Consider the following 23516-nt stretch of genomic DNA (forward strand, 5'->3'; position numbering starts at 1 on the left):
CTCCTTATCCGTTTACGATTTCATCTAAATATGACCATCTTTCAATAAGGTGTTCATATTGTGCATTCAGCTCATCCAGCTTCGCCGTTAATTCCTGTAGCTTTGTAAAGTCAGCACCAGCGTTGGCGATACCTTCTTCTGTCTCCATAATCGCTGTTTCCGTCTTTTCTATTTCCTCAGCAATCGTTTCCCATTCTTTTTGCTCTTTAAAGGATAATTTTTTCTTGTCCGATTTAGGCTTTTCGGTCTTAGGTTTTTCAACTTTTGGCGCCTCTACCTTTACAGCCGCTTCCTGTTCACGCTTTTGTAAATATTCACTGTAAATATCAAGCGTCTCATCAACATGCCCAAGACCATCTAAAATCCACAGTTTTTTCGCGATTCGATCTAAGAAAAAGCGATCGTGGGATATAGTTATTACGACTCCAGGGAAATGCTCAATGAAATCCTCTAGCACACCTAATGTTTCAATATCCAAATCATTTGTAGGCTCATCTAGTAACAGTACGTTTGGTTGCTCCATTAATAATCGTAATAAATGTAGACGTTTACGTTCGCCACCCGATAATTTACCGATAGGTGTACCGTGTGCATGAAGCGGGAATAAGAAACGCTCCAACATTTGAGCAGCCGAATAGCGTACACCCTCTGCATCTGTTATATCATTTGAAGCTTCTCGGATATATTCAATCATGCGTTCATTTTCATTCATTTTTGGTAGCGTTTGTTTGAAATGCGCTAACTTCACTGTCGAACCAACAAGAATTTCACCAGCATCAGGTGTAAGCTCACCTGCTAGCATGTTCAATAATGTTGATTTTCCTACACCATTAGCTCCGATAATACCAATACGATCACCCTGCTGTAGTAAAAATGAAAAGTGATCAAGGATTTTTTGTTGGCCAAAAGACTTTGAAATATTTTCAGCCTCTAAAACCTTCCGACCAAGACGAGTTGTTGCTAGGCCAATTTCAAGAGAAACATCCTCAGATTTACGCTCCAAGTTATCCTCTAATTGTTCGAAACGCTGGATACGTGCCTTTTGCTTCGTAGAACGCGCTTTCGCTCCACGACGAATCCATTTTAATTCTGAGCGATAACGGTTGCGGTCTTTTTGTGCAGAAGCTGCTTTCATTTCCTCACGAATAGCACGTGATTCTAAATAATCCCCATAATTCCCAGTATGTCGGTATAATGTTTGGTCAGCTAGCTCGTAAATATGAGTAGATAGCTCATCTAAGAAATAACGATCATGGGTAATAAATATTACCGCTCCCTTTAATCGTAACACCATTTCCTGTAGCCACTCCGTTGACTGAACATCCAAATGGTTGGTAGGCTCGTCCAATAAATAAAGATCTGCCGGCTCTATTAATACTTTAGCTAAAGCAACGCGCTTTTGCTGACCGCCTGAAAGTGTTAAAACTTCTTTATCAAACATTTCAATTCCAAGCTTCGTAAGCGCAGTTTTAGCAAGTGCATTGACATCCCATGCCTGCTCCTCATCCATACGATGCTGCAAACTAAATAACGTTTTTTGTAAACTTTCTGAAGTCGGGTTTAACGCAAGTGCAGCAACAGTTTCCTCATACTCACGATTAAGTTTTAAAATAGGTGAATCCCCAGCAAACACTGCCTGTAACACAGTTTCTCCGCTTTCAAAAGTAGGCTCCTGAGGTAAATAAGCAGTGCGGTATTTATTTGGGCGATCAACATTCATTGAGTCCGCTTCGATTTCACCAGCTAAAATAGAAAGCAATGTGGATTTACCAGTACCATTAATACCAATTAGTCCAGCTCGCTCCCCCTCATAAATCGTAAATTCAATATTTTGAAAGAGCGTTTTATCGCCCACTGTTTTCGTTAAATTTTGTACTATTAAATGACTCATTACACTTGTCCATCTCTTTCATTAGGTGTTGTTTAGTGTCCATACTACTTTTTATATGTAGTTTATTATTGATATCCATTTTTATCATAACACCAAATGACAGGTAAACAAAGGACAACAAACTCTTCTTAGCTATCTAAAAAATGCCTCCCCCATTTAACAGCAAAATGAAGAAGAGCGAGGGTATGTAAAGAACTTCTAAAAAATCTCAAAAAAAGAGGCAGAGACAAAAGTGTTTCAGCCAACAAAAATACCGAACTATCCAATGAAGTGCTCATGAAGTGTTTCGGAATAGTTCGGTTTTTCTATTTATCGTGTTTTGTTAATTTAGTGATCGGCTTTTTGAAGGAATCATTTAGTTATGTCCCAGCCTCACAGAAGCTATTTATTTCACCAATAACCTAGAAGCTTCCACCATAATCCTCCTACTACAACAAAGATCAGGATGGTAACAACGGAAACAACAAATCCGACTGTCCACCATTTTTTTTGATCAATATAACCTGCACCAAAGAATACCGGTGCTGGACCAGAACCATAATGAGTAGTGGCGCCAAATAAATTACTAAATGCTGCTAATAATATAGCTGCTAGCATTGCTGGTGCTCCTGCTTGCAACATTACAGATAAAAATGCTGCGTACATCGCACTAATATGGGCAGTGGAACTCGCAAAGAAATAATGAGAATAGAAATAGACTAATGCTAATATTAAAACAGCCCATATCCAACTATACCCAGATACAAGTCCACCAACTTCATTACTAAACCATGGAATCAGCCCTAGTTTGTTCATAAAAGATGCCATCATAAATAGTGTTGCAAACCAAACTAGTGTATCCCATGCTCCTTCTTCCTTTTTAATATCTGCCCATGTTAACACATCTAACAATAACAGCAATGAAAGACCTATAAGAGCTGCTGTAGTGGCACTAATTCCTAAGTAGTCTCCACCAATCCATAACGACAACACAACAACAAATACTACGATCATTCGTTTCTCAGAACTTTTCAGTGGACCAAATTCATCCAGTTTCTTTTTAGCGATAGCTGCTGCCTCAGGTGTTTCCTTAATTTCAGGCGGATAGATTTTATAAATAACATAAGGAACAACGATTAAAGCTGTTAATCCTGGGACAATCATTGCCATTGCCCAACCGAACCAGGTAATAGATACGCCAGCTGTATCACTTGCTAGCTTTACAATTAAAGGATTCGCTGCCATGGCTGTCATAAACATTGCAGACGTTATTAAATTCCCTTGAAAGCCTACCTTCAAAAGAAAGGCACCCATCTTACGCTCTGTACCGTCTTCTGGTTTAGATCCGAAAGTATGAGATAATGACTGGATGATTGGGAAAATAACACCACCCGCACGAGCTGTATTACTAGGAATAGCTGGCGCTAATATTAGGTCACTCGCTAGTAAAGAGTAAGACAGACTCAAAGTTTTTTTCCCAAAAAGACGAACAAATACATAAGCAATTCGTTCCCCTAGTCCCGTTTTAATAAATCCACGAGAAATAAAGAAGGCAATAACAATTAGCCAAATCGTTGAATTGCCAAAACCGCTTAATGTCTCTTCAATGGTTAATGTATTAGTAATGGCAATCATAGCCATAGCAATAATGGATACAGCTCCCATTGGCAACGGTTTCGTTATAAATCCTATAATTGTCGCAACAAATATAGCGAACAGATGCCATGCTTTTTCATCTACTCCTGAGGGTGCTGGACAAAACCAGATAGCCACTCCAACAGCAAGGGTAATGAAGAAAGGAATCCACTTAACTGCGCTTTTTGCTTCTTTCATGATGTAAATACTCCTTTGACGGTTACCCCATTGTATTTTGAAAGGAAATTCTCCCACAATCTAATATAAAGCTAAATCAAGATCCCCATTGTCAAAAAAACATAAGTTATTATATATGCTTTATGTAATGGATGAAAAGGGTTTTCACTCATTTCTAAGAAAAAAAATGACCTCGATTCTGAAATATTTCCCTTTTTGTTAATTTTATTGGTAATAAGATACTTTTTATTTAAAATTAGCATGTGCAATTCCATTGAAAAAATACACCTATCGTTTAAATTAGCTTATATGTGAGAATCAATCCTCCACATTTCAGACAGCAAAACATCAACTTCGAAAGATTCGATCGCTGGATACATTGAAATTAGAAACGATTAACATGTCACAGTAATGGAACGATTGCAAACTCATATCCTGAACAAGGGGCAGCCGAAAAAATTGAAGTAAAAAATAAACTTACATGTTTTTTATTCATTCTCCTTCCGAAGTAAATTAATCAGCAATATTCAAACATTAAAATCCGTTGTCTATTGAAAAAGACAACGGATTATTTTTTAGTAACGTGAGTAATTACTCACCTATTTCATTTTGTAATTGCTCTAAAAACTGTACCATAAATTGATGACGTTCATTAGCCATTTGCTTGCCCTTCTCTGTAATCATTAAATCCTTCAGCAATAATAGCTTCTCATAAAAATGGGTAACTGAGGATGTATTTTTACTACGATACTCCTCCTCTGTCATATCCTTACGTGCATCCTCTTCCTTATCATAAAGCTTTCGACCCTTAGCCCCACCATAGGCAAATGTGCGTGCAATACCGATTGCTCCAATCGCATCTAAGCGATCCGCATCTCGTACTATTTTTGCTTCAATAGAAGTTGCTTCTAGCTCATTGCCACCATTATACGATACTTGTGCAATACAATCTCGGATATGTTGCTTTTTTACTTCACTTAAAGGTAGCTCGGCAATTAGCTTATTTTCTTGCTCTTTGCTATCGGTATACTTTTTATCACTTACATCATGCAAAAGCACAGCAATTTTCACGACTTCTGCATCCGCTTCCGGCTCTGTATGTAATATCGTTAACGCATTTTGATAAACACGTTCAATGTGTTGAAAATCATGACTAGCATCAAACTGCTCATAAATTCCCCGTACTTTGTCCATTAAATTGTTCATTTTCTTTGTTCAGTCCCTTCATACTTTATTATACTGTATAGCATAGAACAGTTGGTAATTAAGTAACCTCTAGGCTTATAAAAAAATTAACTTGAAAAGTCGTTTTCAATTGACAAATTTTTCAGAATATTGTAAGATAAATGTACAGAACAGCTGACTTTGTTCTGTAAGCTCACTATTTCAGTGGTGTACAAGAACTATGTTTTGACAGACAGATTTAACAACTTCAGCGGGCTTACAATTGAATAATGTGTTGAAAGATGACGTGCGTATAGTGAAAACCAATCATCTAAGAAAACAAATAAAAGTGAACACTTTCCCTTAGAAATTCTTTGTTTTAACCCGCATAGTGAATGTACATGATGAAAAAAGTGAACAAACAGTTAGACTGTTTTGAAGGCTTTGAGCATATGTCGCCAAGTGTGTGATTTTATTATCATTAATAGATGTTACCTTCTTCTATTCATGATCTTGAATATGTGTGAACGTAACTCCTCCCATTAATGGCAAATAGTATACCAATTACTTGCCAACATTTGCGAAAAGTCAAATCATCTAAGTCTTGCTAACAAAAATAGATAAATCTTTTTTAGGCAACAATTTTTCCGAATTTCATTTAAGCCGTAAATGAAGTATTAAGTTATGAAGGAAGTAGGAACGATAGTTATGTTATGTAATACCAACCCGCTGAAGAAAAAGTAAAAGCTGCCCATCTTATTTTTTGTAGATGATGGCAGCTTTTATTATTTTTTCTTCAATTGACATTTTAAAGACATATATCTCCTTATCTCAATTTTCCCTGCTACTTGTTATTCCCTATTTCCCTTCTAAGACATTCTTAAGGGAAAAAATTGTTTTGAACACGGGAGATAATATGCACATTGGGGAAACACCGTGAAATTACATATATTGATGGTAATAGTCGATAGCAGTTTATGATAACCCATATAGGAACAAAAAGTTTGTAATACGAACCCGCAGAAGAACCAATAAAGCTCCCATCATACTTATTGTAGATAAAATCAGCTTTTATTAATTTATTAAAGTATCAGCATACTAAAATCAGACAACTCATACATTCTAGTAAGAGAGGATGATTATGTTGAAAAGCTTGTTAGAAAATGTAAACCTGTTAGAAAACATATATCAAATTTCTATAGCATTCCTTCTCTTATGTTCAATTTTTTCTGTGAGACTTATAAAAAAATTAAAGCGTGAAAGAAAACTTACTTTTTTTGAAAAAATAATGAATATAATCATTCGAATTGCAATTTTTTTATGGTTAGTTAGTTTTCTCCTTATTGAATATGGGGGATATTAATTTTCTTCCCCCTTTTTCACAAAGACTATTATGCCTTGACATAATTCAGTGACATCCGCATGAAGCTTAACTTCTGGACATCCTCACAAAGAAGTTAAAAAGCTGCCCTTTATAACTTAAAGGAGCAGCTTTTACATTTACATATTCTTTTGTATTTCTTTCAATCTAGAACAACCCTACCGCATGTCCTTCATTATCAACATTCATACGCAAAGCGGCAGGTGCTTTTGGTAAACCTGGCATTGTCATAATATCCCCAGTTAAGCAAACTAGGAAGCCTGCACCAAGCTTAGGAATGACTTCGCGAATGGTAATTGTAAAGCCTTCAGGACGTCCTAAAAGACTTGGTTGGTCGGATAAGGAGTATTGTGTTTTCGCCATACAAATCGGCAGAGAATCCCAGCCAAATTTTTCGATTTGAGCAATTTGTTTTTTCGCTTGGTCGGTAAATTGCACATCTTTCCCACCATAAACTTTTTGCACAATTGTACGCACTTTTTCCTCAATAGATTCTGTTACATCATATAGAGGTGAGAAATTGTTTTCTTTATCAAGAACAGCTAGCACTTGTTCAGCTAAGGCTAGACCACCTTTTCCGCCTTCCTCCCAGACATTCGTACGAGCAATGCGTACATGCTTTTCTTGACACCAATTTAATACAGCAGCAAGTTCTGCCTCTGTATCTGTAATAAAGCGATTAAGTGCGATAATCGGCTCTACACCAAATGTACGAATAGTCTCTACATGCTTCTCTAGGTTTGCAATTCCTTGTAAAAGTGCCTCTACATTTTCACCAACTAATTCTGTTTTTGCTACGCCACCATGCATTTTTAATGCACGAATAGTAGCCACAATGACAACGGCACTTGGTTTAAAGCCTGCTTTACGTGCTTTAATGTTCATGAATTTTTCTGCACCTAAATCAGAACCGAAGCCCGCTTCTGTCACAACGATATCGGCTAGCTTACGTGCTGTTTGTGTCGCCATAATTGAGTTACAGCCGTGTGCGATGTTGGCAAATGGCCCACCGTGAATAATGGCAGGTGTTCCCTCAAGTGTTTGCACTAAGTTTGGTTTGAAGGCATCTTTTAATAATAATGTTAATGCCCCTTCCACTTGAAGATCACGCACGAATACGGGCTCACGATTAAATGTATAACCGATTACGATACTTGCTAAACGTTCACGTAAATCTTCAATACTTGTAGCTAAACAGAAAACTGCCATAATTTCTGATGCAACAGTAATATCAAAGCCATCCTCACGTGGCATTCCTTGAACAGGACCACCGAGGCCCACAACAACTTTACGAAGGGCGCGATCATTTAAATCCATAACACGCTTCCAGATAATACGGCGAGGGTCAATATTTAATACATTTCCTTGGTGGATATGATTATCGATAAAGGCTGATAATGCATTATTCGCAGTCGTAATCGCGTGAAGGTCACCCGTGAAATGCAAGTTAATATCCTCCATCGGTACAACCTGTGCATATCCACCACCTGTTGCGCCACCTTTAACACCCATTACAGGGCCGAGTGATGGCTCACGTAAAGCAACAGCAACATTTTTCTTCAATTGATGAAGTGCATCTGCAAGTCCAACCGTAACAGTTGATTTCCCTTCACCTGCTGGAGTTGGACTAATGGCTGTAACTAATACAACCTTTGCATCCTCACCATGTGCTGTTATTTTTAATGGATCAATTTTTGCTTTGTAGCGACCATATTGCTCAAGTGCATCCTCTGGAATACCTGCAGCTTTCGCTATTTCTGTAATAGGCTTCATAACCGCTTTATTTGCGATTTCTAAATCTGTTAATGGTTGATTTGTCGTTGTCATTTGGCATCCTACTTTCTTTGTCGATCAATTATGCCGGCATAATTGCGTCCGGAATCGGCTTTGTGCTAGCACAAAGAATTCCTTTCCGATTCTGTGACATCCGCCGGAGGCCTTAACTTCTTTCAGCAGAAATTTGCTGAAAGAAGTTAATTCCATTATAGACTTTATTGTGAAAGAAATCATGTTAGTTATACAAGCATTTCGACAATCAATTGACAACTTTGCTCATTTCATGTATGTTCTTAATGAAAATGCATTTTTTCACATTTTCTTAATTATGTCACAACTTAATTGATTTTTAGTTCTATATTCAAGCGCATTGGAGGCGAATGCTTATGCAACAGGGAATCGTAAAGTGGTTCAATAATGAAAAAGGATATGGCTTTATTGAATGTGATGATGGAGAAGATGTATTTGTACATTTTACGGGCATCCAAGAGGAAGGCTTCCGTACACTTGAAGAAGGTCAAAAGGTATCATTTGATGTGGTGGAAGGCAATCGAGGACCCCAGGCGTCAAATGTTGTGAAATTATAAGTGCAAAGGAGCTGTTCGTTGGATGAACGGCTCCTTTTTTTAAATGTTCATATTGGTTTTAGTGATGCTTCATATTCCGAACACCTATAGCTTCAGCGATTGATCCAATAAAAAGCTGCTGGAAAAACTATTGTTTCCTTCGTTCTGTCTGTATCTTTAAGTGTAACCCCAAACGGTCCTTCATTTAAATGGCCTAGCGTCATATTAGTTGCAGCGACTTCTTCATAAAAATCTAGGCGAATATTTGGTAAGTGTAAGGAAATAAACTGTTCTTGTTGTTCAGGCTCTGGAAGTTGTAATACTTCTCTCCATAATTTAACTGTAGCTTGCACATCTTTTACATAGAATTGTACAGATTCCATCGATATTGATTGTTTCGTCTCAATGGCTCCATTTGCTTTTAATTGTGCAACACGTTCCTCATCTGTATCAGACCACTCGATTAAAAATGGGAAATCAATTGCCTGCCCTGGCTTTCCAAAATGCAATAACTTCCATCCTACTACAGAGCCATCTGGTCTTGTGCGACTACAAACATCAGGTCCATATACTTCAAAGCCAAGTGCACGCAAACGTTGACCCTCTTCCTCAATATTTTTTGTACGTAACGCAATTCTTGAAAAACCATAGCGCTCGTTAGCACTCTTAAACGTATAATGTAAGGAATAAGGTAATTTCGCTGCATTTTCAAATAAATCACGATCATAGATTGCTATTTGTTCAATATAGTTTAATCCAAAATAGCTTAACGTATTGTATGTCCCCCACATTGTATGTTGACCACCGTTAACTGTATGGATATTACGTTTGTTTAAGAAAACCTTTGCATTCTCTGGTGATTGAACTTGATGAACTAGATGATCAAAATATAAAGTCATTACTGAACCCCCTTTTTTTCCTCTATTATATACTTTACCTGTTAGTTTTGTTGGTTTAAAATAAAATTAAGAATATTATAATTATTAAGAAGTTACTATATTTTATGATATCTTTTTTTAAATGCTTGGCAACAAAATGATTTCAATGCCGATGCTTCATCAATAAAGATTTTTCATTTCCTTAAATAAATGAAGAGGTGATTAGAATGACAGACAAAGTAGCTGCTTTTAAACTAGCATTAGGTAATTATCCAACCGGCGTTACGGTTGTTACTGCTTGTAATGACGCAAAAGAGCCTATTGGCTTAACTGTCAATTCCTTTGCGTCCGTTTCCATAGATCCACTGCTTATTTTATGGTCGCTCGATAAAAAATCACAGCTGCACCCATTTTTTTCAACAGCTCAAAAGTTTGCTGTTAATATTTTAGCGAGCAATCAGGAGCATTTATGTACGCTATTTTCAAGTAAAATTCCAGATCGTTTCGCCCAGGCTAAATGGTCAACTTCTACTTTAGGTCTACCAGTTTTGCATGATACTGCAGCCATTTTACAATGTAAAATATTTCAACAAATCAATGCTGGAGATCATACGATATTTATCGGGCAAGTCCTAGAAATTGATGATGCACAGAAGGAACCCTTACTGTATCATCGCAGACATATTGGTGAAATTCCAAAAAGTTTTTATGACTAAACTATTGTAAGTAGAATATATGCAAAAACAGGATGATTCGTGGCAATCATCCTGTTTTTTGACGTTTTTTCCACCCTTTTTCGATTTGGTTAATAAAAAAATAAGGAAAAGGAATGAATTTCTGTTGATTTGAAGCCTTCAAACATCTGCTCAACTATCATCATACCGTTTATTTTTTCTGTGGAAATCTTTGCTTTTCAAGTCTGTTGATTTGAACAATGACACCATCTTGAATCGTAATGTGTACTTCTCCAAATTCCAAATTTTGAATTGCCTTTGCAATTGCTTCTAGTTTTCTATCATCTACCTTTGCTTGTTGAGTCATCCGATACACCCCTTCTTTTAACATAATTTTTGTACAAAAGTGGCCGGTCTGAACGTCAATCCTAGCCCCCTCATCTCTCAAGTAGCTCTGTTGGATTGACCTACTCTATTTGTTGTCGAAGCTTATTTTTAGTCAAGCCCTCCATCTTTCTCGATAAGAGTATTACGTTTCTTGGAAATAATTCTATAATTCAGAAAACCTATTGTCAATATAAATATTATTAAACATATTAGAATACTATGCAATAAAAGGAAGTATGTAAGTTTAAATATCACCATCAACTTCCGAAATATTGTGAAAAATAAAAGGATATACGGTCAATGAAGATCAATACTTGATGCGATATTTTGAAGAAATTATTATGAGTGGAATATTTCACATTTAGAGGGTCGTTTTGAGGAATGAAAAAGAATTTATTTAAAGTATTGGTTTATGGTACAACAAAACAAAAACTGTGCAGATATCAATTTAACCTTGAATGAACTGCACAGTTTTTGTTTTAATCATTTTGTAAAATATCCATTAATGCTTTCGCTGTATTTTGCTTGCCCATAATCTTTATCGGTTCGCCATTAGCCGGTACAATCCAGTGTGGCTCATCTCCACCATATAAGGACTGTGAGCTATTAGCTACCATAAACTGAGCGTTGGCCGATTCCATACGTAGACGTGCACGGGACAATAAAAATTCTTCATCATCTGTTGCTTCGAGTTTAAAGCCTACTAGCGTAACTTTCGGTTGCCACTCTTTTATTTGACCTAATACTTTAGGTGCCTTTTTAAAATGAATGATAGGTGGCTCATCAGATGGCATTTTACCTGTTTCCTCCATCAAATTCCCAGATTGGTCATATACTTTGTCAATGAGCCAATCAGAACCTGCAGCTGCCATAATAACGATATCCACTTGTTCTTCCTGAACAGCATGTCGAACTTTCTCGCCTAAATCTTCAATGCCTTCAAATCGAATGGTACGCATTTTATCTTTGTTCGTCGGAAGCTGTGCGAAATAACCATGCATATACAATACGCTCGCCCCAGCAGCTAGTGCCTCCTCAGCTAAATAACAGCCCATCGAGCCTTTCGATAAATTCGTATGCCCACGCACACGATCCCATTTTTCAAGTGTTCCCCCACTTGTAATGAGTACGGTCTTACCTCGTAATGTTCCCATACACTCACCTTTTTCTAGAAAATATACAAATACTATTTTAACGTAATGCTATGTTATGCTTCAATGTTGTTTTTATAGAGATGTTGTTCTCTTCTAAGAGTTAGATAGAAATTACTCCCTATTTTGCTCTTTTAACCAAGAACTTAATATCTCCGCAAATTTCTTTGTCACTGGTGATGCCTGGTGTTTCATAGCTATTCCAATTGTGCGATAGCCACCTTGTTTTAAAGGTATGGCTTTTAACGTAGGCGGCAAATTATTTATCACTAATTTCGGTAAAATACTAATCCCAAGCTGGTGAGAAATCATCGAAATAATCCCTACCTCTTCCGATAGTTCGAAGCGAATATTTGGCTTCACGTGATATTGCTCTAACAGTACATTCACGTCATTTGTCCCTTTATATGAAGTCATGATAAATGGCATGTCTTCTAGTTCAACAATATCAATTTCTGCTTTATCATAAAGCGGACTTTTATCGGAGACAATACACAGCAATGGATCTTGCTGTAGTTCGGTAAACTGAAATTGCTTAGACTTTTGACCATTTAAAAATCCTGCATCAACCTCTCCACTCAATAGCCATTGTTCAATTTCATAATAATCTCCCTCACGCAATTCAACTTGTATACCAGGAAATTGATTGTCCATAATACGCACAATTTCCGGCATCCAGTTTGAGGAAATACTTGAAATTACACCAATACGCACTTTCCCACGAGTAACACCAAGTATATGTGCTGCTTCTTGCTGTAACAATTCCTGTGCATCGAGGACATGCCTCATTGCCCTTAACATTGTATCTCCTTCACTCGTTAACGTGACACCCGCACGACTTCTGTGAATGAGTGCAAAGCCGAACTCCTTTTCTAAGCTTGAAACAGCATGACTTACAGCAGATTGGGTTAATCCTAATGCATCTGCTGCTTTTGTAAAACTAGCTACCTCAGCCACTTTATTCAAAATCTCATATTTGACTAAACTCATTGTCTTGTCCTCTATATACATGAATTTTTTTAATACTAACCATTATAAACATTCGTTTTACTAATCACAATACAAGATATATAGTAAATTTTAGTATGAAAACTGTTTTAGTACACAGATTGTAGGTGAGCATAATGAGTATCCAAGGAAAAGCAAATTTATTAATGGTTATTGTGACAATGTTTTGGGGACTATCTTATACCTTTATGGTAATGGGGCTTGAATCATTGGCTGTTTATAATGTGGTGGCATTGCGTTGTATCATCGCATTTTTCGCAGCAGGTATTATCTTTTATAAACGAATGATTAAGGTCAATGCTAAAACATTAAAATATGCAGCTATTCAAGGTTTGCTGTTATTCATTGTGTTCGTTCTAAGCTTATTTGGACTTGAAACAACTTCGGTATCAAATGCTGGATTTATTTTAAGTCTAACAGTTGTCTTAGTACCTATTTTCAGCAGTTTTATCGAAAAGAAATTGCCTTCAAGAGCAGTTAGCTTTGCGATTGTTTGCACAATGATTGGGATTACAGTTTTAACTGCTCATGGCTCATTTACCTTTCAAAAAGGGGATATTTTAATAGCCATCGCTGCACTATGTTATTCGATTTACTTACTGTTAAACAGTACATTTACACGAAACGTTGAATCAATTTCCTATGGCATTTACCAGCTCGGTTTTGCTGGTCTTTATGCACTCGTATTGACATTTATTTTTGAAACACCAACGCTTCCAAATACTACGGCTTCATGGATTGCTATTTTAGGACTCGGTGTCATTTGTAGTGCATTTTGCTTCGTAGGTCAAACTGTTGCACAACAGTTTACTTCTGCTACACATACAGGACTAATATTTTCCTTAGAGCCAATTTTTGCAGCCATGTTTGCCATGATGTTTATCGGTGAAGAAATAACGATAAAATTATTAATAGGCGGTAGCTTTATTCTAATTGGTAACCTTGTTGCTCAATTAGAGCATCTCCATGTATTACGCTTTATTAAAAAGCATGAGAAAGCTATACATTAATCAGCTTTGAATCTTCCCTATACAAATAAACAGAGTGATGCATACACATTCACTCTGTTTATAGATATCTTCAAATTTGTTTAGCTTAGCGTTTAAACGTTCAAGCTTTGAACTTGAATCAAGGCTAATAGCAATCTCCTTCGATATATATTATGTCGTCATATGTTTAGTTCAATGCTCAGCAAATAAGACGATAACACCTTGTTCTAGAAGATGAGCATAGTAAGCTGTTTGTCCTTCTGTAAGATCAAATCGCTTTAACCCTTCTGTTACAGCCGACTCACCGGTAAACCATGATTTAAATTGATCCACCCAATTCCCTACCTCATGAGTTTTTACATTAACATCCCATTTTACATCCTGAAAATGGCTTGGATCCTTTGTAATAACGTGAATGTCTTCTTTTTGATATGCTTCTAATCGCATACTTTCTAAAATATGAAGCATTTCTTCCCTTGTATGGGCCACTTCAATTTGTGGGTTTTGTTCATTCGTCATGCTCAATTCCTCCTAATTTGTATGGCTTACTAGATATCTACCCTTCCTATTTAAAAATAAAACCCATTTTGCTCATTCTTTATAGAACTGTAATATATGTTATCTATTTGCGATACATGTTCACGTTTTGAAACAATGGTTTTGTCCTTTTATGAAACGTCAAAAAAATAGACAATGGGAGCTCATTAAAGAGTTCACATCGCCTATCATTTACTTGCTGTTATTTGTGCCCAAGGAAGGCTTTCAACATCCACGTATGCTTTTCAAGGGACTGATACATAGCATTTAGTATATCCTCTGTTCGATCGTCCCCTTCTTCCGCAGCAAGCTCCATTGTTGAATTTAAAGCTTTCATAAGTTTTTGGAAATCTGCAATGGTTGTAGCCACCATTTCCTCTGTTGTCTCATTCCCTGTCGCTTCCTCTACACAGGATAACTCAAGATGTTCTCTTAACGTAGCAACTGGTTTTCCATCTTTCGAAAGAATGCGCTCTGCAATTTCATCTAGATTTAACGTTGTTTCATTATATAATTCTTCAAATTTTGCATGTAGTGTAAAAAAGGCATTTCCCGTAACATACCAATGATAATTGTGCAATTTCGTATAAAGTACAGACCATGTAGCGACAAGTTTATTCAATTGTTTGTTTAAGTTTTGTGTCATTATTTCTCCTCCAATGTGCCAGTTGTTCTAGCCATTAGTATGCGTTGTAAAGTGTACTGGCTATACACACATTTTTCTCATCGACTTAAACAAATTTTAAGATCATCTGTAGATACACAACCAAAACATTCTGCTACAATGCCAGTCCTAAAAAACAGATGGATTCCATCAATTGGACGTTACAGCAAACCTAATAAGGGATTGTCAGTTTTATCTTTTATACAATTAGACTATTTTAATTTCTTACGAATTTCCATTATCTTTGTTACTGGAAGCTTTGAAACTTCAGCAATCCACTCATCGGCGGCACCCGTTTCAATCAAACCACTGATTATTTGTTTAATGGTTTGTTCGATTCCTTGCTCAATTCCTTGTTCAATTCCTTGCTCAAATCCTTCTTGCCTTTCTAATTCCAAAACTGCAGCAAGTGTCGGCGGTAGATCTTCTTTATATAGATGCAAAATCTCTTCCTCCCCTCTAATTTCTTCTCTTACATCTCTTATAAGTTGCTCAGACATGGCTCTTGGTAGTTTCAATAGATAATCAATAAAATAAAGCAGAGCACTTACTTCTGTTCTTTTATCATTATTTAATGGCCACACTTCTTTTAACAAAGCTCTTTTGTAAGCACTACGATGGCTCATTTCGTTTTTTGTTTGATTTAAATAAATTGATGCAAGTAAAGCTTTACTAAACAGCTTCGGTGATTTTTTTAATTCTTCTTCATCAAAATCTGACACGACATACTTGTTAAAAGTGTACGTTATTTCTGTACCAAAATATTTTTCATGATACTGATTAGTACTTTTTGTACTCTTATTTGTAAAGATAGCAATTGCCACAATCTTCTTACCATAGCGATCACTGATACGATAGAAATACTCGAACATACGCTTCGCAAAATGTATCTCATCTACAGCTTGTATTTCCGTATGAACAAGTATCCACTGCTCTTTACCACTTTTTAGATGAACCTTCGCAATTTGATCTGCTACTTTGCGCCCTTGACGATGCTCAATAATTTCTTTGAAAAGCTCTTGCTGTAAAAACTCAACTTGCTTAGAAAAATCTACTTCTGCATGTAAGTCTGGCAAAAAGAACAACAAAAAATCTTCAAACAAATCCGCAATTAACTTCTTCCATAGATTATCTTGATTCACTTGACTAAGCTTATACACATTTGGTTTCTCCCAAACTAGCTGCATTTTAAATACATCTCCCCTTTTACTTTAAATCCATTATAGCTAACGCGAACATAAGTTTCTACAGTATTATTACATTTTTACGAACATTAAAACTATTCCCTATAATTATTTCACTTTCCGAAATAGTTTCGTTATAATGGAGTCACTTACACAAAAAGGGGTGTTCATTGATGGAGGTTTTACCATTACGAAAAGATGTACCAGTGGAGCAAACATGGAATTTAAAAGATTTACTTGAAAATGACGCGGATTTTGAGCCTGTTTTAGCGCAGCTTGTGGAGGATGCAAAAAATTTTGAACGTTCGTATCAAGGTACAATTACGGATGCCCAAAAGGTAATTGATGTTTTAACAGCTTATGAAGCACTACATGAAAGCATAGTTCCTATTGGTACTTATGCAAGCTTGAATAATCAAGCTGATCATACAGATAATGAAGCCCAAATGCGTGCTGCAAAATATGGTACGGCAATCGGAAAAATAAGTAGTACATTTTCTTTCGTACGCAGTGAATTACTAGCATTAGATGAGTCTATTTTAGAGGAAGCTGCTAAATTAAACCCTAATTATAAAGTCTATTTAGAGGAATTATTAAAACAAAAGCCTCATCAGCTACATCCAGAGGTAGAAAAAGCACTAGCTGCATTTAGCTCTACTTTTGATGCACCATATGAAACGTATAATACGACAAAGCTTGTAGATATGCATTTTGGAGAGTTTGAAGCCAATGGCGAAAAACATCCACTTAGTTTTGTATTATACGAAAATGAATGGGAGTTTGACGCTGATACAAAAGTACGTCATGCTGCATTCCAAGCATTTTCGAATAAATTACGCGATTATCAGCACACAACTGCAAAAATTTATAACACACATATTCAACAGGAAAAAACTATGGCTGATTTACGAGGTTTTGATTCTGTCATTGACTATTTATTATTTGATCAAGATGTTGATCGTACGCTTTATAATCGTCAAATTGATCTGATTACGAAAGAGCTTGCACCACATATGCGCCGTTACGCAAAGCTTATTCAACAAGCAAATGGCATTGAAAAAATGACATTTGCTGATTTAAAGATCGCCCTTGATCCAGACTATGATCCGAAATTAACAATGGCTGAAGCAAAAGAATATGTTGAAAAAGCATTAGATGTTATGGGTGAAGATTACAAAGAGATGATCGAAAAGGCGTTTAACGAACGCTGGATTGATTATGCACCAAACAAAGGGAAATCGACTGGGGCATTCTGTTCAAGTCCATATGGTAGTCATCCATATATTTTAATGTCTTGGAATGAACGTATGAATGAGGTATTCACTTTAATTCATGAGCTAGGCCACGCAGGTCATTTTGCGAATGCGCATGCCCATCAATCATATTTTAACAGTCGTCCTTCGTTATACTTCATCGAGGCGCCATCGACAATGAATGAAATGCTGCTAGCCAATTATTTATTAACCCATAACGATGATCTTCGCTTCAAACGTTGGGTAATTTCAAATATTGTGTCCAAAACGTATTATCATAACTTTGTCACACACTTACTAGAGGCAGCTTATCAACGAAAAGTATATGAATTAATCGACGCTGGAGAAGCTGTGAATGCTACCGTTTTAAATCAATTAAAACGCTCCGTATTAGAAGATTTCTGGGGTGACACTGTCGATATTACTGAGGGAGCCGAGCTTACTTGGATGCGTCAACCACACTATTATATGGGCCTATATCCATACACTTATAGTGCAGGCTTAACGATCTCTACACAAGTATCTCAGCGTATATTAAAAGAAGGCAGTACAGCTGTTGATGAATGGTTAACAGTCCTTCAAGCTGGAGGTACGAAATCACCTGTAGAGCTAGCTCAAATGGCGGGTGTCGATGTTACAACCGACCAGCCGCTTCGAGATACTATAGCTTACATTGGTCACCTTATTGATGAGCTTGAACGATTAACAACAGAAATGGAAGCTATCAAAAGCTAAACAAAGCGAGAACCGTCTATGCTATTTCTAACGCGTAGATGGTTTTCTTTTTTAGTTCTAAGCAGGAAAATACGTGCATATACTAGAATCAGGGCGTCCCTCTACATTTTTTGATATTTCTAAATAGACAATCATTTTTCTTCATACAAATGTACCGTTATTATTAAATGTATGCAATTTATTTAGCAAAATTCGACTAACAATTTTCAAAGGAAGTGTATCTAATTATGGTAAAACGTAATGATCCATGCCCATGCGGTAGCGGCAAAAAATACAAAAAATGTTGTGAAGGTAAACAGCAGGTTACAGTAGAAGCTGTAGCAATCGAAGAGTTAGAGCGTGTACTACAAACATTTTACCTAGAATATCCAGAACGCAAAGATGTTCGTGCCTACATAGAGCATGTAGGTACATGGCAACCTAAATTAGAGAGCGTACTACAAAGAGAGCTGATTGAGGCGATCGCGTTAGACGACTTCTTCTTCCATCAAGAGCCATCTATTTGGAAAGGTTACTTAAAGAAAACAAAGAAAAAAGCGGTAAGACCTTCTACGGTAAAAGTGTTAGAAGGCTGGTCACAACCACATCTATTTATTGGTTCCGTGTCAGTTGTAGAAGAAAAATATTTCAAGGCTACACATGTGTTAACAAATGAAGAAATTTATATTCGTCGTGAAAATGACAAACCAATCCCTGAAGGTATGCATGTCTTTGCATTCATCTTACCAGATGGTACAAAAAAATCAGAGCATTATTTAGCTGTTTCAACGCTGATCTTCTTCCCGGAAGATCATGCAAAGGTATTTGAGCAATTTAAGAAAAATTTTGAGGCCTCTGAGAAGAAGGTTGGTGCATTCTTAAAAGAAGAGCATTTATCCTTCTGGGAGTTACTTGTATCAAACGGTTATAAAGGAGAAGAATTCACGAACTTTGAGAGCAATGTAATCACACAAGTTAAAGATTTCCTTGAGCAAAATGATCGTGATACAGCTCCTATGTTAGAGCTTTTAGAGGATTATTTAATTGAAGGACAACCGTCTGCGCGTAAAGAGTCTGCCATTGCTGCTGGTGCAATTCGATATGGTCAAGAAAAAGAGCTATTCGAGCCACTATCAATGACAGTAAAAGAAATTGCAGCGACGTTCGATATTTCAGCTTCTTCTCTCACAAAATATTATCAAGACTTAAGTAACTATGTTGCTACTAAATAATGCTTAAAATAGAAATGCGCCATACACTCTCAGATTTTAGAGCGTACGGCGCATTTTAGTATATATAGAAAAAAGCTACATTTGTTAAGGCAATGAGCCAAACACAAAGTAGCTTTTTCTATGGTAACCAACCAATACTATTTTTTCCGAACATATTGTTATTTATGCATCAAATTTAGTAAATATGATTATTTATTGAGTAAAAATGAAACTTTTATCATTAAGCTTTACTTTATTTAAACATAGTCCGTTTAGTACCTATGATCGCATGGCCATAAGACATTTCTGAAATACGTTAAAAACATCATTTACTATACACCTTCAAGAGCTCTTCTCCGAGAAATTGTAGTCTCTCCCCTACTGAGCAAGCTTCAATACAGAAACGGTGAGCTCCAGGTTTACCACGCTCTTTTCGTAATTGCTTTATCACTAAGCAATCAGCACAATACGTATCATGTAGTTCATCAATATCTTTCATAACCGTCACTTTATCCAATTTGAACTCTCGCTCCTTTCACGTCCAAATTTCGCTTCTTACTATTATGAAGTGAACATTTTTAACAAGCAACTATTTTGTTTATCCATATTTAACTTCTTTCAGCAAGTGTCCAAACACCCGCTGAAATAGAGGAACTCAGTCTAAGAACGCCACGTCCACGTCCTGTGGCATTTATCTGTGCGAAAGCGAAGCGACAGCACAACACACGACTGAGTGACCAACATCACATTGGCCCAAAGCCGATTCTGGACGCAATTATTCCGAGGCATAATTGATATCATTAACTAAGATGTTGTGAAAAAACATTATTGATGTACAATTAAAGTAAAATTTAAGTCAAAAAGTAGGGATTTTATGTTAGAAGTATACATTGATGCTGCTAGTGCAGGAAATCCTGGCCCTAGTGGTATTGGAATATTTATTAAAGGAGAAGGCCATCATATACAAATCAGTGAGTATATAGGGCAAGCCAATAACCACATTGCAGAGTTTACTGCCTTAGTACGCGGACTTGAAGAAGCACTGAAGCTTGATTCAAACCTTGTCTCAGTCCGCTCTGATTCAAAAATTGTTGTAGCATCTATGGAAAAAGAATATGTGAAAAATGAGGAATTTAAACCTTATCTTGAGCAAGCACTTACACTTGCAAGCAGCTTCGATTTATTTTTCATCAAATGGATTCCAGATACGCAAAATAAAGCCGCAGATGCTCTTGCCCGTAAAGCAATTCAAAAAGAAAAAAATTAAACTACAGGGACCGTCCTTGCCTTCAACCAAGAGTCGGTCTCCTACCTTCATCCGACTACAATTTATTCAGATACTTAATATCCCCCATTATTTTATTTTTATCATCTCCGTTTTCTTACATATACAGATGATAACCAATGAATGCTATACTATATGCTCATTACCCTAAAGACTGCCCCAAAGGAGTCGCCAATCCCCAGCCAATCAACTTTTATACATGGCATACGTTTAACAACTGTCATCCCCTACTTTTAATGATGAGCAATAAAGCGAGCTATTTCCCAATTATTATCAGAACAATTTGTATCCTTAATGTTATTTTATTGACATACTATTGTAATATTTCAATGTTAATATCATTTATATATTAAGTTTTTATTTTTTTAGGAGGATACATATTATGAAAAAGAATAAAAAGTATAGATGGGGATTAAAATTAGCTACCTTGGCTTTAAGTTCATCTGTACTTTTTTCAACAATTAACACAGCATCAGCGGCAACTTACACAGTAAAATCTGGCGATTCTTTATGGAAAATTGCCAATCAGTACGGTGTTTCTTATCAAACATTGATGCAATGGAATAACTTATCTTCTTCAACAATTAACGTTGGACAAAAGTTAAACCTCAATACACCACTAACATCAACATCTAAACCTAAACCTACAGCTAACCTAGTACAAGTTGCTAAACAACAATTAGGCGTAAAATACACATTTGGTGGAAACAAACCGAGTACAGGTTTTGATTGCTCAGGCTATGTTACTTACGTTTTTAATAATGCTGGTATTTCGACAGGTCGTAAGTCAGCAGCAGGTTTTTACAATACATCTAAAAAAGTAAGTTCACCTCAAGTAGGCGATTTAGTATTTTTCGCTAATACATATATAGCTGGTATCTCACATGTGGGCATTTATCTTGGAAATAATCAAATGATTAGCGCAAGTGACGGTGGTGTTAGTATCGCTAACATCAATAGCACTTATTGGAAAAAGTATTTTGCTGGATATGGTCGTTTATAGTGAAAAAAACAGTTGGGATGTCCCAACTGTTTTTTACTTTCCCCTTATACATGTGCTACTTTTTTAGATTTTATTTTTGCTAAACGTACTAAATAAATGATAAAGACAATAACTAGTAAGCCTGCTCCAGTTAGATAAACAGAAGCATAGCCTGCTTGCACTGCCACCATTCCTAAAATATAAGAGCCAAGCGCAATGCCAATGTCAAACATCGTAAAATACGTTGCTGTTGCATAACCACTTCGTGTATGTGACGTAGACTGTACAGCTAATGCTTGTAAGCTTGTAGTCACTGCTCCGTAGCCAAATCCAATAAAGATGGCTGAAAATAAAAATAATGCCGGCCCTGAGACAAATGCGAGCATAACAAGACCGATTGCAAAGAATATAATACCAGGTAAAATTACAAATTGCGGTCCTTTTGTATCATAAAGTTTACCTGTATATGGACGTGTAATAAGCATTGCTGCTGCAAAAACTGCATAGAATAAACTCGCAACAGCCATTAAACCTTTTTGCTGTGCGTACACCGATAGAAACGATAAAACACTCGAATATGAAAAAGCTACTAAACTAGCAATAGCTGCTACTGGAAGTGCACGACGTTCAAATAAATCATCAAATTTAAACGTCAATTTACCTTGATGTTCAGGCTTGGGTAAATCATCAGTATTCATCGTTACAGCTAGGATGCCCCCTGCTAATATACAAATACTCATAACAATAAATAGTACATTGAAGCTACTAAATTGAATAAGCAGTAAACCGATAAAAGGCCCAATAACTACTGCTAAGTTAGTAGACATTGTGAAATAGCCAAGACCTGCACCTTTACGATTGGCTGGTACAATATCCGCTGCTAAAGAGCCAGCTGCCGTTGTAATAATACTAAAGAAGATCCCTTGAATAAAACGTAGTCCGAGTAAAAGTCCAAAAGGATGAATGAATAAATATAAAACTGTACATAAAAAATAGCCGATAATTGAAATAACTAAAAGCTTTTTCTTCCCATAAACATCTAATAGTTTACCTGAAAAGGGACGAACGATAATGGCTGATAATAAAAATCCTGACAGTAACAATCCCGCTTCCTTGTCTGTTTGGTGTAGCTCACCAATCGCATAAAGCGGTAAAGTCGTTACCAATCCATAGAAAACAAAAAATACCGAGATATTTGTTAAAAAGAGACTAATAAATCGCTTCGTCCATATTTTTGTATTCCCTTCTTGCTGCATGTCAATCAACCTTTCATTTTTTCCAATAAAATCATAAATTGCTGCTGTTCCTCGACAGTCAATGCCCCCACCATTTCTTCCTCAAAAGCTAAAATGGTTTTAGTAATAGCAGGCAAATGTTTCTCTGCATAAGGTGATAAGGTAACGATTTTTTCTCGTTTATCGTCACCATCAATTCTAAGCACCCAACCTAATGTCTCGAGTCGGGTAATTGCTCTTGTTATACTCGGTGCCTCAACGTTTAAATACTTCCAGATTTGTGTTAATGTCATTGGCCCATGATTATGTAAGCAATATAAGATAGCCCATTGTGAGCTATACAAATTGTGCTGTTTCAGTACTTCATTTAAACAATTCGTTAAATAGCGACTTTTTTGGAATAAAGCATGAAATAAAGGATTCATGTTAGCGACCTCCTAATTTATTTACCTAGCTAAATAAATACTATACGCTTCATTTTTTTCGATGTAAAGTACGTTGTTTGAAGTTTTGATGAAGCATTTAGTGGCGATTATTCAAAGTCGTCAGGCATTCTTTCTATCAGCCATCTTCATGCGGTTATCAGCGATTCTCTTGGTGTTATCAGCGATTTCTTCACTTTTATCAGCGATTCTCCCGGCTTTATCAGCGATTTCTTCACTTTTATCAGCGATTCTCCTGGCTTTATCAGCGATTTTTTCACTTTTATCAGCGATTCTCCTGGCTTTATCAGCGATTTTTTCACTTTTATCAGCGATTCTCCTGGCTTTATCAGCGATTTTTTCACTTTTATCA

General features: G+C 36.5%; 23 protein-coding genes. 8 read left to right on the forward strand and 15 right to left on the reverse strand.

Annotated elements, in window-relative coordinates:
* Positions 1-4 precede the first annotated feature (4 nt).
* From ACQKMV_RS14770 to ACQKMV_RS14780, 3 genes are all read right to left on the reverse strand, one after another.
* A complete protein-coding gene (locus ACQKMV_RS14770) occupies positions 5-1891 on the reverse strand; it encodes an ABC-F family ATP-binding cassette domain-containing protein (RefSeq protein ID WP_427504855.1) in 1887 nt (628 codons plus the stop codon).
* 390 nt (positions 1892-2281) lie between these two features.
* Positions 2282-3703, reverse strand: a complete 1422-nt coding sequence (locus tag ACQKMV_RS14775; RefSeq protein ID WP_427504857.1) for an anion permease — start codon at positions 3701-3703, stop codon at positions 2282-2284.
* 570 nt (positions 3704-4273) lie between these two features.
* Positions 4274-4888, reverse strand: a complete 615-nt coding sequence (locus ACQKMV_RS14780; protein WP_427504858.1) for an HD domain-containing protein — start codon at positions 4886-4888, stop codon at positions 4274-4276.
* A 1099-nt stretch (positions 4889-5987) separates the two neighbouring features.
* On the opposite strand from ACQKMV_RS14780, the gene ACQKMV_RS14785 reads away from it, so the two are divergent.
* A complete protein-coding gene (locus tag ACQKMV_RS14785) occupies positions 5988-6209 on the forward strand; it encodes a hypothetical protein (protein WP_427504859.1) in 222 nt (73 codons plus the stop codon).
* A gap of 165 nt (positions 6210-6374) precedes the next feature.
* Here the strand turns inward: ACQKMV_RS14785 and ACQKMV_RS14790 are convergent, their stop codons facing one another.
* On the reverse strand, positions 6375-8054 hold the full coding sequence (locus tag ACQKMV_RS14790) for a formate--tetrahydrofolate ligase (protein ID WP_427504860.1): 1680 nt from the start codon (positions 8052-8054) through the stop codon (positions 6375-6377).
* Between the two features lie 335 nt (positions 8055-8389).
* Between ACQKMV_RS14790 and ACQKMV_RS14795 the strand changes: the two genes are divergently transcribed.
* Positions 8390-8590, forward strand: a complete 201-nt coding sequence (locus tag ACQKMV_RS14795) for a cold-shock protein (RefSeq protein WP_004269397.1) — start codon at positions 8390-8392, stop codon at positions 8588-8590.
* Positions 8591-8682: 92 nt separating this feature from the next.
* Here the strand turns inward: ACQKMV_RS14795 and ACQKMV_RS14800 are convergent, their stop codons facing one another.
* Positions 8683-9468 carry a VOC family protein gene (locus tag ACQKMV_RS14800; protein ID WP_427504862.1) on the reverse strand — a complete coding sequence of 262 codons (786 nt, stop codon included), beginning with the start codon at positions 9466-9468 and terminating at the stop codon, positions 8683-8685.
* A 206-nt stretch (positions 9469-9674) separates the two neighbouring features.
* Between ACQKMV_RS14800 and ACQKMV_RS14805 the strand changes: the two genes are divergently transcribed.
* On the forward strand, positions 9675-10163 hold the full coding sequence (locus ACQKMV_RS14805; RefSeq protein ID WP_427504863.1) for a flavin reductase family protein: 489 nt from the start codon (positions 9675-9677) through the stop codon (positions 10161-10163).
* A 169-nt stretch (positions 10164-10332) separates the two neighbouring features.
* Here the strand turns inward: ACQKMV_RS14805 and ACQKMV_RS14810 are convergent, their stop codons facing one another.
* The 3 genes from ACQKMV_RS14810 to ACQKMV_RS14820 all read right to left on the reverse strand — a co-directional run bounded on the left by ACQKMV_RS14810 (position 10333) and on the right by ACQKMV_RS14820 (position 12649).
* Positions 10333-10488 (reverse strand): YezD family protein, encoded by a 156-nt coding sequence (locus tag ACQKMV_RS14810; RefSeq protein ID WP_427504864.1) that lies wholly within the window; start codon positions 10486-10488, stop codon positions 10333-10335.
* A 499-nt stretch (positions 10489-10987) separates the two neighbouring features.
* Positions 10988-11662, reverse strand: a complete 675-nt coding sequence (locus ACQKMV_RS14815; protein ID WP_427504866.1) for a phosphopantothenoylcysteine decarboxylase — start codon at positions 11660-11662, stop codon at positions 10988-10990.
* A gap of 111 nt (positions 11663-11773) precedes the next feature.
* Complete coding sequence (locus ACQKMV_RS14820; protein WP_427424443.1) at positions 11774-12649, reverse strand: LysR family transcriptional regulator; 876 nt, start codon at positions 12647-12649, stop codon at positions 11774-11776.
* A 134-nt stretch (positions 12650-12783) separates the two neighbouring features.
* On the opposite strand from ACQKMV_RS14820, the gene ACQKMV_RS14825 reads away from it, so the two are divergent.
* Entirely contained in the window at positions 12784-13677 is an 894-nt protein-coding gene (locus tag ACQKMV_RS14825; protein ID WP_427504868.1) for a DMT family transporter, read from the forward strand.
* Positions 13678-13848: 171 nt separating this feature from the next.
* On the opposite strand, the gene ACQKMV_RS14830 is transcribed toward ACQKMV_RS14825, so the two are convergent.
* The 3 genes from ACQKMV_RS14830 to ACQKMV_RS14840 all read right to left on the reverse strand — a co-directional run bounded on the left by ACQKMV_RS14830 (position 13849) and on the right by ACQKMV_RS14840 (position 16044).
* Entirely contained in the window at positions 13849-14175 is a 327-nt protein-coding gene (locus ACQKMV_RS14830; protein WP_427504869.1) for a general stress protein, read from the reverse strand.
* 220 nt (positions 14176-14395) lie between these two features.
* The gene (locus ACQKMV_RS14835; protein ID WP_427504870.1) at positions 14396-14839 is read right to left on the reverse strand and encodes a Dps family protein; all 444 of its coding nucleotides are present in this window, start codon (positions 14837-14839) and stop codon (positions 14396-14398) included.
* Between the two features lie 230 nt (positions 14840-15069).
* On the reverse strand, positions 15070-16044 hold the full coding sequence (locus tag ACQKMV_RS14840; protein ID WP_427504872.1) for a hypothetical protein: 975 nt from the start codon (positions 16042-16044) through the stop codon (positions 15070-15072).
* Between the two features lie 170 nt (positions 16045-16214).
* Between ACQKMV_RS14840 and pepF the strand changes: the two genes are divergently transcribed.
* Both pepF and ACQKMV_RS14850 read left to right on the forward strand, forming a co-directional pair.
* Positions 16215-18029 carry an oligoendopeptidase F gene (gene pepF, locus ACQKMV_RS14845; protein ID WP_427504873.1) on the forward strand — a complete coding sequence of 605 codons (1815 nt, stop codon included), beginning with the start codon at positions 16215-16217 and terminating at the stop codon, positions 18027-18029.
* A 227-nt stretch (positions 18030-18256) separates the two neighbouring features.
* On the forward strand, positions 18257-19240 hold the full coding sequence (locus tag ACQKMV_RS14850) for an SEC-C domain-containing protein (protein ID WP_427504875.1): 984 nt from the start codon (positions 18257-18259) through the stop codon (positions 19238-19240).
* Between the two features lie 304 nt (positions 19241-19544).
* On the opposite strand, the gene ACQKMV_RS14855 is transcribed toward ACQKMV_RS14850, so the two are convergent.
* A complete protein-coding gene (locus ACQKMV_RS14855) occupies positions 19545-19736 on the reverse strand; it encodes a zinc-finger domain-containing protein (protein WP_053482386.1) in 192 nt (63 codons plus the stop codon).
* A gap of 357 nt (positions 19737-20093) precedes the next feature.
* Here ACQKMV_RS14855 and ACQKMV_RS14860 point away from each other — a divergent pair, with 357 nt between their 5' ends.
* Positions 20094-20486: a ribonuclease HI family protein gene (locus tag ACQKMV_RS14860; RefSeq protein ID WP_427504877.1), complete on the forward strand. Its 393-nt coding sequence runs from the start codon at positions 20094-20096 to the stop codon at positions 20484-20486.
* A 400-nt stretch (positions 20487-20886) separates the two neighbouring features.
* Positions 20887-21507, forward strand: a complete 621-nt coding sequence (locus ACQKMV_RS14865; RefSeq protein ID WP_427504878.1) for a C40 family peptidase — start codon at positions 20887-20889, stop codon at positions 21505-21507.
* Between the two features lie 44 nt (positions 21508-21551).
* Here ACQKMV_RS14865 and ACQKMV_RS14870 read toward each other — a convergent pair whose 3' ends face one another.
* The 3 genes from ACQKMV_RS14870 to ACQKMV_RS14880 all read right to left on the reverse strand — a co-directional run.
* Positions 21552-22742: an MFS transporter gene (locus ACQKMV_RS14870; protein WP_427504879.1), complete on the reverse strand. Its 1191-nt coding sequence runs from the start codon at positions 22740-22742 to the stop codon at positions 21552-21554.
* Positions 22743-22747: 5 nt separating this feature from the next.
* Positions 22748-23146 carry a MarR family winged helix-turn-helix transcriptional regulator gene (locus tag ACQKMV_RS14875; protein ID WP_427504881.1) on the reverse strand — a complete coding sequence of 133 codons (399 nt, stop codon included), beginning with the start codon at positions 23144-23146 and terminating at the stop codon, positions 22748-22750.
* Positions 23147-23266: 120 nt separating this feature from the next.
* On the reverse strand, positions 23267-23516 hold a 250-nt coding region (locus ACQKMV_RS14880; RefSeq protein WP_427504882.1), incomplete at its 5' end, for a hypothetical protein.

Origin of the sequence: Lysinibacillus sp. NPDC094403, from assembly GCF_050278745.1 — a bacterium.
Classification (GTDB): domain Bacteria; phylum Bacillota; class Bacilli; order Bacillales_A; family Planococcaceae; genus Lysinibacillus.